Source organism: Acinetobacter sp. ANC_7682 (assembly GCF_056779795.1).
In genome coordinates this window covers 1-204 of the sequence record NZ_JBWYIQ010000117.1, presented here as the reverse complement: position 1 = coordinate 204, position 204 = coordinate 1, and the positions used below count along the sequence as shown (strand labels likewise).

Here is a 204-nt window from a genome sequence, read left to right as displayed (position 1 = left end):
TGTCTAAATCCAACTCAATACCTAAACCATTGCCTTGAGGCAGATGTAATTCGAAATCACGATATTGAAGCGGGGTCTTTAAAATTTCGTCTGTTAACAGCAATGGACCAAACAATTCAGTGCCATATGCCAAATTCTCAAAGGTCGAGAACAAATGTGCAGAAGCGATGGTGCCAACAGAACCTTCAAGCATCGTGCCACCAT

General features: G+C 42.2%; 1 protein-coding gene. It reads right to left on the bottom strand.

Annotated elements, in window-relative coordinates:
- On the bottom strand, positions 1 to 204 hold a 204-nt coding region (locus AC1M9D_RS14240), incomplete at both ends, for an enolase C-terminal domain-like protein (RefSeq protein WP_481612465.1).